Annotated in this window: 2 protein-coding genes; one reads left to right on the top strand and one right to left on the bottom strand. The window is 69.0% G+C overall.

The window, feature by feature from the left end:
* Positions 1-35 precede the first annotated feature (35 nt).
* Complete coding sequence (locus MXD59_RS25865; protein ID WP_248827176.1) at positions 36-1,241, bottom strand: RNA-guided endonuclease InsQ/TnpB family protein; 1,206 nt, start codon at positions 1,239-1,241, stop codon at positions 36-38.
* A 22-nt stretch (positions 1,242-1,263) separates the two neighbouring features.
* Here MXD59_RS25865 and tnpA point away from each other — a divergent pair, with 22 nt between their 5' ends.
* Positions 1,264-1,680 carry an IS200/IS605 family transposase gene (tnpA, locus tag MXD59_RS25860; RefSeq protein WP_248827175.1) on the top strand — a complete coding sequence of 139 codons (417 nt, stop codon included), beginning with the start codon at positions 1,264-1,266 and terminating at the stop codon, positions 1,678-1,680.
* Positions 1,681-1,756: the final 76 nt, after the last annotated feature.

Genomic DNA, 1,756 nt, shown 5'->3' with positions numbered 1-1,756 from the left:
TCCTCTCCGCCCTGAAGGGAGGAGATTCCCGTCTGCTACACCCCGGTAGGGGTGGGCTTCGGGTGGGTTCCCGTTTCGCCGCGCGGTGCCGGCACGGGTGCCGGTCTTACCTGCGCTCCACGGGCAGGCACCGCCAGTCCGGCGGCCTTCGCGACGTTGATCGCCGCGTTCACGTCCCTGTCGTGCGTCGACCCGCAGGCCTGGCAGGTCCATTCCCGGACCGCGAGCGGTTTCGGGCCGTCCTTCACCCCGCAGGCCGAACACACCTGCGACGTCGGCTCGAACCGGCCGATCCGCACGAACGTCCGCCCGTGCCGTTCGGCCTTGTACTCCAGCATGGCGACGAACGCCGACCAGCCGGCGTCGTGTACCGACTTCGCCAGCCGTGTGCGCGCGAGCCCCTTCACTGCCAGGTCCTCGACGGCGACCGCTTGGTTCTCGCGGATCAGTTTCGTGGAGAGCTGGTGGTGGAACTCGCGGCGCGCGTCGGCGACCCGGGCATGCTCCCGGGCGACCTTCACCCGGGCCTTCGCTCGGTTGCGGGAGCCCTTCTCCTTGCGGGACAGCGTGCGCTGCGCGCGGCGCAGCCGTGTCTCCGCGCGGCGCAGGAACCGCGGCGCGTCGACCTTCCGACCGTCGGAGAGCACCGCGAAGTGACCGAGCCCGAGGTCGATACCGATCTCGCCAGTTGTCTCCGCCGGAGTATCCACCGGCCCGGCTTCGACGACGAACGACGCGAAGTACCGGCCGGCGCTGTCCCGGATCACTGTCACCGACGACGGCACCGACGGCAACCGGCGCGACCAGCGCACCGGAACATCGCCGATCTTCGGGAGGCACAGTTTCCCGCCGGGGGTGATCGACCAACGGGCGTTCGCGGTGAACCGGACCGTTTGCCGGGTGTCTCGCTTCGACTTGAACCGCGGCGGACCCATCCGGGGGCGTTTCCCGGCCAGCCCGTCGAAGAAGTTCCGGTAGGCCGCGTCGAGGTCGCGTAGGGACTGCTGAAGGATCACCGCGGACACCTCGGCGAGCCAGGCCCGTTCGGGGGTCTTCTTCGCCTCGGTGATCAGCAGCTTCGACAGGTCCCCGGTCCTCGGGAATGCCAACCCCGCCGCACGGGCGTCCTCCCGGGCGCGCAGGCCGTCGTTGTACACCACCCGGGCGCACCCGAACGCCCGGGCCAGCGACTCACGCTGACCCGCCGTCGGGTAGAGCCGGAAGCTGTACCGAAGCTGCACAGCCCAAGTCTACCCTTGGTCTATGGCAGCTGATCTCAACGTTCGCACTGGCAGGCACTGCGTTTTCGCGTTGCACGCCCACTTGGTTTTCGTCACGAAGTACCGGCATCGCGTCTTCGACGATCAGCACCTCACCCGCCTGGAAGAGATCATGCGGATGGTGTGTGGCGACTTCGAGGTTGAGCTGGTCGAGTTCAACGGTGAACGCGACCACGTCCACCTCCTCGTCAACTTCCCGCCGAAGGTCGCCCTGTCTCGGCTGGTCAACAGTCTCAAGGGGGTGTCGTCGCGGCGGATGCGCCAAGAGTTCCCCGAGCTGGCGCAGCACTACTGGCGGGCGAACCGGCTGTGGTCGGGTTCCTACTTCGCCGGATCGGTCGGTGGCGCGCCGCTGGACGTGCTCCGCCGGTACATCGAGGACCAGGCCCGTCCGGTCTAGGGCACGCTCAGGCCGCAGGGCGGCCTTCCCGCGCGGCCCTTCACCCCCGGCCTGAAGGCCGGAGCACTGGGCCGCA

Origin of the sequence: Frankia umida (genome assembly GCF_023242945.1) — a bacterium.
Taxonomy (GTDB): Bacteria; Actinomycetota; Actinomycetes; order Frankiales; family Frankiaceae; genus Frankia; species Frankia umida.
Note: the sequence above shows the minus strand (reverse complement) of the source record. Positions and strands in the feature narration are given on the sequence as shown.

Coding starts and splice junctions, on each gene's coding strand:
- tnpA (WP_248827175.1), top strand. CDS start 1,264: ATGGCAGCTGATCTCAACGTTCGCACTGGCAGGCACTGCGTTTTCGCG.